Origin of the sequence: Sphingobacterium sp. UBA6645, assembly GCF_002455685.1 — a bacterium.
Taxonomy (GTDB): Bacteria; Bacteroidota; Bacteroidia; order Sphingobacteriales; family Sphingobacteriaceae; genus Sphingobacterium; species Sphingobacterium hotanense.
Genome location: NZ_DKLH01000091.1, coordinates 29,060 through 35,508, shown reverse-complemented (window position 1 = coordinate 35,508; position 6,449 = coordinate 29,060). Strand labels below are relative to the sequence as shown.

General features: G+C 39.9%; 6 protein-coding genes and 2 tRNA genes. 3 read left to right on the top strand and 5 right to left on the bottom strand.

The features are described 5' to 3' along the window. Positions 1-242: 242 nt before the first annotated feature. Both B2400_RS16810 and B2400_RS16805 read right to left on the bottom strand, forming a co-directional pair. Positions 243-315: transfer RNA gene (locus B2400_RS16810), tRNA-Phe, on the bottom strand. 40 nt (positions 316-355) lie between these two features. Beyond that, a tRNA-Phe gene (locus B2400_RS16805) sits at positions 356-431 on the bottom strand. 185 nt (positions 432-616) lie between these two features. Between B2400_RS16805 and mnmA the strand changes: the two genes are divergently transcribed. Next, positions 617-1,714: a tRNA 2-thiouridine(34) synthase MnmA gene (gene mnmA, locus B2400_RS16800; protein ID WP_149526685.1), complete on the top strand. Its 1,098-nt coding sequence runs from the start codon at positions 617-619 to the stop codon at positions 1,712-1,714. A gap of 323 nt (positions 1,715-2,037) precedes the next feature. On the opposite strand, the gene gap is transcribed toward mnmA, so the two are convergent. Genes gap through pfkA form a run of 3 tightly spaced genes read right to left on the bottom strand, consistent with a single transcriptional unit; the run spans position 2,038 to position 4,877 of the window. Beyond that, entirely contained in the window at positions 2,038-3,036 is a 999-nt protein-coding gene (gene gap, locus B2400_RS16795) for a type I glyceraldehyde-3-phosphate dehydrogenase (protein ID WP_149526684.1), read from the bottom strand. A gap of 5 nt (positions 3,037-3,041) precedes the next feature. Continuing rightward, positions 3,042-3,890, bottom strand: coding sequence for a hypothetical protein (locus B2400_RS16790; RefSeq protein ID WP_260040786.1), 849 nt, complete (start codon positions 3,888-3,890; stop codon positions 3,042-3,044). Between the two features lie 3 nt (positions 3,891-3,893). Then, entirely contained in the window at positions 3,894-4,877 is a 984-nt protein-coding gene (gene pfkA / locus B2400_RS16785; protein ID WP_149526682.1) for a 6-phosphofructokinase, read from the bottom strand. A gap of 141 nt (positions 4,878-5,018) precedes the next feature. On the opposite strand from pfkA, the gene B2400_RS16780 reads away from it, so the two are divergent. Beyond that, positions 5,019-5,681: an NUDIX hydrolase gene (locus tag B2400_RS16780; protein ID WP_149526681.1), complete on the top strand. Its 663-nt coding sequence runs from the start codon at positions 5,019-5,021 to the stop codon at positions 5,679-5,681. 161 nt (positions 5,682-5,842) lie between these two features. Further along, a complete protein-coding gene (locus B2400_RS16775) occupies positions 5,843-6,439 on the top strand; it encodes a TetR/AcrR family transcriptional regulator (protein ID WP_293935157.1) in 597 nt (198 codons plus the stop codon). The last annotated feature ends 10 nt before the right edge of the window (positions 6,440-6,449 follow it).

Here is a 6,449-nt window from a genome sequence, read left to right as displayed (position 1 = left end):
AAGCCCTTCGGGCATCAATAGGGATAGTAATTTACGTTCGGCTTCTTGCAAGGGATATCTGTATTAAGGACGCTAAACTAAGAAATTTTTAACATTCCCCCCAAGAATTCAGCTTGATCCCTGAGTTTGCGCATGAAGTTGAAAGGTAACAAGAAAAAGGAGGGTTAGGAGACGTTTCATAAGACCAAGATAGGCAAAAAGGCATAAAAAAATCCCCAATCGGGTGAGATTGGGGATTTCTGTGGTGCCAGCTGGATTCGAACCAGCGACACAAGGATTTTCAGTCCTTTGCTCTACCAACTGAGCTATGGCACCTTTTCAAGTTTTTGTTTGGAATCTGTTACTTGTCAGATTTTGGTGGTGCCAGCTGGATTCGAACCAGCGACACAAGGATTTTCAGTCCTTTGCTCTACCAACTGAGCTATGGCACCTTTTATTGCACTTCCGTTACCGAACTTGCGTTGCAAATGTACCGTCTTTTTTCGAATTCTAAAACTTTTGTTCTAATATTTTTAAACCTTTTTAGCAAATGGTTGATTTTGATTGAGATAAAATTACATCAAATAAACATTGGTATTCCCCATTTTACGGTATCTTTGCACTTCAATAAATTAATATGAGTAAAAAAGGAAGAGTTTTGGTAGCCATGAGTGGCGGGGTGGATAGCTCGGTAGCGGCGGTCATGCTTCATGAACAAGGATATGAGGTCATCGGTATAACGATGAAAACATGGGATTATGCTAGTTCAGGAGGCTCTTCAAAGGAAACTGGTTGCTGTAGCTTAGATAGTATTAACGATGCCAGAACCTTAGCCGTAAACTACGGTTTTCCTCATTATATTCTAGATATCCGCGATGAATTCGGTGACTATGTTATTGATAACTTCGTGGATGAATATATCGCAGGAAGAACGCCAAATCCTTGTGTGTTATGTAATACCCATATCAAATGGGAAGCATTAATAAAGCGTGCCAATAAGCTGGATTGCGAATTTATAGCAACAGGGCACTACGCGAATATCCGTTTGCACGACAATGGTCGTTATGTAATCTCTAAAGGTAGAGACGAAAATAAGGATCAGTCGTATGTATTGTGGGGTGTATCGCAGGAGAACCTTGCGCGCACGCAATTTCCGTTAGGAAGTTTTACGAAGGCCGAGATCCGTCAGATGGCTTTAGAAATGGGGCAACACGAAATTGCAAACAAATCTGAAAGCTACGAAATCTGCTTTGTACCGGACAACGATTACCGTTCGTTCTTAAGACATAAAAAACCAAACCTGGATCAAGAAATCGGTCCTGGAAACTTTATTCTATCGGACGGTACGGTAGTAGGTCAACATATCGGTTATCCATATTTCACGATCGGGCAACGCAGAGGCTTAGGTATCGCATTGGGCAAACCAATGTTCGTTATACAGATCTTGCCAGAAAGCAACTCTGTTATGCTGGGCGAAGAACATGAATTAGAGCGTTCGCAAGCGTTTGTACGTGATATCAACCTAGTGAAATATGCCTCAATCGATGAACCGATGGAAGCCGTCACCAAGATCCGTTATAAGGATGCTGGTGCAATTTCTACCTTGACGCAACACGGAAACATTATGCAGGTAGATTTTACGCATAACGTAAAGGGTATCGCGCCGGGTCAATCCGCTGTTTTCTATGAAGGCGATGATTTATTGGGCGGTGGTTTCCTTATGAAAGAGAATTAAGATTATAAATAATAGTAGTAAAGAAAGGCGGTGCTATCCTAAACGGTAGCACCGCTTTTCTTTGGTCTTATACCTGAGTAGCCTTAGGAATGTAACAGACCTGCTATGGCTCACTATCATTTTAATCCCAAATCTAACCCAAATCACAACCCTTTCGAAGCGGTTATGATTGGGGTTTGAATTGGGTTTACATTGGGTTTGAAAGGGCTTTAAGCAGAAGGAGAGTCGACAAAAAATGGATTCTCCTTAATTGTAGAATCCACATAACAAAGAAAGCTGTCCTTTTGGGACAGCTTCTGTATTTTAATAGCTTTGTGTAAAGCTTAGCTTAACTTAGCAACTTCTTGTGCTAAGTCGATGATTTTGTTTGAGTAACCCCATTCGTTGTCATACCAAGATACTACTTTCACGAAGTTGTCATTCAAAGAGATACCAGCTTTAGCGTCGAAGATAGACGTACGCTCATCGCCTAAGAAGTCTGTAGAAACTACATCATCTTCTGTATATCCTAAGATACCTTTTAATTCACCTTCCGAAGCTTCTTTCATCGCTTTCTTGATTTCTTCGTAAGAAGCACCTTTCTCTAAACGTACTGTTAAGTCAACAACAGATACGTCAGCTGTAGGTACGCGTAATGACATACCAGTTAATTTACCTTTTAATTCCGGTAATACTAAACCTACTGCTTTTGCTGCACCTGTCGATGAAGGGATGATGTTTTGGTAAGCACCGCGTCCACCTCTCCAGTCTTTCGCTGAAGGTCCGTCTACTGTTTTTTGCGTAGCTGTAACAGCATGCACTGTCGTCATTAATCCTTCTACGATACCGAATTTATCATTCAATACTTTTGCTAAAGGCGCAAGACAGTTTGTAGTACAAGAAGCATTAGAAACGATGTTGTATTCTGCTTTTAAATCTTTATGGTTCACACCCATTACGAATGTAGGAGTATCATCTTTTGCAGGAGCTGACATGATTACTTTCTTAGCACCAGCATCAATATGTTTCTGTGCTAGTTCTTTTGTTAAGAAGAAACCTGTTGATTCGATAACAACTTCAGCACCAACTTCATCCCATTTCAAGTTTGCAGGGTCTTTTTCAGCTGTAACGCGGATAGTTTTACCGTTTACAACTAAGTGACCGTCTTTTACTTCAACTGTACCGTCGAACTTTCCATGAGTAGAATCGTATTTTAACATGTATGCTAAGTAGTCAGGCTCTACTAAATCATTGATGCCCACTACTTCAATATCGCTGCGTTTTACAGCAGCTCTGAAAGCTAAACGACCGATACGGCCAAATCCGTTAATTCCAATTTTCATTTTAACTAATTTTTATTTAAATAATATTTTATTAGGTTCTGTACAGGCTCACGAATGATTGTTCCCACGTTCAGATGATAATCATCTGCGATCTCCCTCAGCCATTCTGAATAATTATTCGCTACTGATCCTGTAAAATTTAAGGTTGCATCTGGATAAGATTCTGATAAAGGAACCAAGTAGGTTTTTACATATATGTCCAATCCTCTCTTGATGATGCCTTCCATGTAAGGGTCTTCCTTATTATCTAGGAAGAAGTCCGCCAGGGAAGTCAAAAAGATATTTGGATTGGGCGTGTTGTACACTTTATCTAATATTGTTTTTCTGTCTATATTATGTTTTCTAAGCAATTTTTCTCGGAACCCCTGTGGCATAGCCTCTGTTAGGAAATCTTTCAACACACAACGTGCCTGCCAATTTGTAGACCCCTCATCTGCTAGAATGTATCCAAGGCCATAATTGTTCTCGACAATTTTTCTTCCGCTATAATATGCAGCGTTAGATCCACTACCAATGATACCGATGATGCCTTTTTCGTTCCCGAAAGTTGAAATAGCAGAGGCCAACACGTCATGGCTCGCTTTTACCTTCGCATTCTTGAAGAATTGCATAAATGCCTTTTCAATCTTCAGTTGTCGCTCGCGCGAAGAAGCACCGGCGCCAAAGAAATAGATCTTACGGATTCGCTCGGCATTGTTGATCAGTTGGGTATTTTTATTGAGTAGCTGCTGGATAAAGCGTTCGTCTTGTATATAGGGGTTTATACCGGTTGTTCGGAAACCGTGCAATATTCTTCCTTTTTCTGCTAATCGCCAATCGGCATATCTAGAGCCGCTATATACTACTGCTATCATAGATTAAATGTTCATTACTTCGGAAATAGTTATCAGTTCTTCGTCTAGCTTAAACTCTTTATTTCTAAGCGCTTCTTCTAGACTGGTTGAGGTGATTTTACTGCCTCGGATACCAACAGTCCCACGAGTATTGCCTCTTAGCAGTTCGTTAACTGCAAAATAGCCCATACGGGTTGCTAATATTCTATCAAAACTACTTGGTGATCCCCCACGTTGCAGATGTCCTAATATACTAACTTTTGTGTCATAAAAATCAAATTTTTCTTTCACACGTTTCGCTACATTATAGGCTCCGCCGTTTTTGTCACCCTCTGCAACAATAACGATCATCGAGGTTTTGTTTCGATCTTTAGCAACTGCAAGCATGTCGATCAGTTCATCGATGGCCGTATCCTTCTCCGGAAGCATAATCGCTTCAGCACCGCCAGCAACACCAGCGTATAAGGCGATACTTCCTGAATCCCTGCCCATTACTTCAACGAAGAATAATCGATTATGTGATGCTGCGGTGTCTTTTATTTTATCGATTGATTCGATAACCGTATTGTTCGCTGTATCAAAGCCCAGTGTATAATCGGTACCATAGAGGTCATTGTCGATTGTACCAGGGATGCACATTACCGGAATGTTATATTCGTTAGAAAATATCTCGGCACCGGTGAAAGTACCGTCGCCACCAATGGCAACTAATGCGTCGATACCGGCCGCTTTAATATTGTCATAAGCCTTCTTACGACCTTCTGGTGTTCTGAATTCGGGGCAACGTGCCGATTTCAGCATCGTTCCGCCTTTTTGTAGGATAGAGCTTACCGAACGGCTTACTAAGTTTTTAAAGTCACCTTCTATCATCCCCTCGTATCCTCTGTATATTCCTGTAACTTCTAAATTATGATATAATGCAGTTCTGACGACGGCTCGAATGGCAGCGTTCATACCCGGAGCATCACCTCCAGAAGTATAAACTCCAATTCTTCTGATGTTATTCATTAGGTTCCTCTATTTTTATGATTTACGAATATAATGTGTATTTCTTACACTATTAAATTTTTTTGGTAATTTGTTTGTTGATTTATATAATTGTTAGGATTATCGAATAATCCATATTAATCAAATAAATAAATTTAGATTTTGCAGACGCATTTTACCATTGATTGTGTGATCTTTAGTTTCGATGAAGGTCAATTGAAAATACTTTTAGCAGAGAGAAACGAATATCCGTATAAAGAATGGTGGGCTTTACCCGGCTATTTTGTCAACAAATATGAAGAAATGGAAGACGCTGTTTCTCGTATTTTATTGGAGATGACAGGCCTAAAAGACATCTATATGGATCAATTGGCAGCATTTGCTGGTGTGAAGCGACACCCGGAGGGTAGAATCCTCACAGTTGCTTACATGGCTTTGGTACAAATGGAGGAAGTGAAAAATAAAATTGCGCCTACGTCAGATTATATGCGTCAGTTAAAATGGTTCCCTGTATCCGAACTACCGGAATTGGCTTTTGACCATCGTGATATTATTACGCTAAGTTTAGAAAGATTAAAGAAGTCTGTTACATACTCAACGGCTCCTTACGAATTATTACCTACCAAATTTACCCTCACTCAACTTCAACAAGTCTACGAGTCCATTCTGAATAAAAAGCTCGATAAACGTAACTTCCGGAAAAAGATCAACAACTTAGGTTACCTTAAGGAGTTGAACGAATATCAAAAGGGAGTGTCCTATAGAGCAGCCAAACTGTACTCTTTTGACAAAAGAAAGTTCCACAAACAATTTTCTCAAGACTAATGATTCTTTAGTTTTTCCGCTACATTTTATCGTATAATCCATTGCTGGCGTTAAGAAAGTGTTAAGAATCACTTTTTTGACAATGGGATGATATTATTTGCTATCATTTCTTTACTTTTGAACAATTTTTGAAAAAAGTCAAAAGATAAAAAAGGAGAGAAATGGAAAATCGTAAGGATCAGATCATCGAAGCAGCGCTAAAACGCTTCTCGCATTTTGGTTTTCAAAAGACCACCATGAACGAGATTGCTGATGATTTGCGAATTACCAAAGCAAATCTGTATTACTATTACCCCGACAAAACCAGCCTTATTTTAGCGGTTTTGCACTATGTAATCGATGAAATACATGCAGACGAGCTTAAGCTTATCAATAAGTACAAAGGTAATCTAATCGAGACTTTAGTAGGCATACTGGAAATGAGAGCTTCATTTTTAAGAAAGTATTATGTGCTTCATATTGCCGAGAATTTAGATTGGTTGAAAGGCATGGACATTCAGTGTACCATGGAAAGTTTTTACACACGGGACAGCGAATGTATCGCTCATTTGTTTGAAAAAGCAATTGCAGCGGGGGAGGTGGAACTGGCAGACGCGCAGGATGCCGCCGCAGCCTATGTAGAATTGACAAAAGGGGTAAGTATTTTGCATACCGTGTCGGATATTATCACCGGCATCCCTAATGAGCAGAATGTAGATCTGATATTGGCGAGTCAGGTTCGAGCGACGAAGTTGATATTTGCAGGAAAAATTAAATAGAATTACACAT

Excerpts from the sequence above, each read along its gene's own strand:
- mnmA (WP_149526685.1), top strand. The coding sequence starts at position 617 with ATGAGTAAAAAAGGAAGAGTTTTGGTAGCCATGAGTGGCGGGGTGGAT.
- gap (WP_149526684.1), bottom strand. The coding sequence starts at position 3,036 with ATGAAAATTGGAATTAACGGATTTGGCCGTATCGGTCGTTTAGCTTTC.
- B2400_RS16790 (WP_260040786.1), bottom strand. The coding sequence starts at position 3,890 with ATGATAGCAGTAGTATATAGCGGCTCTAGATATGCCGATTGGCGATTA.
- pfkA (WP_149526682.1), bottom strand. The coding sequence starts at position 4,877 with ATGAATAACATCAGAAGAATTGGAGTTTATACTTCTGGAGGTGATGCT.
- B2400_RS16775 (WP_293935157.1), top strand. The coding sequence starts at position 5,843 with ATGGAAAATCGTAAGGATCAGATCATCGAAGCAGCGCTAAAACGCTTC.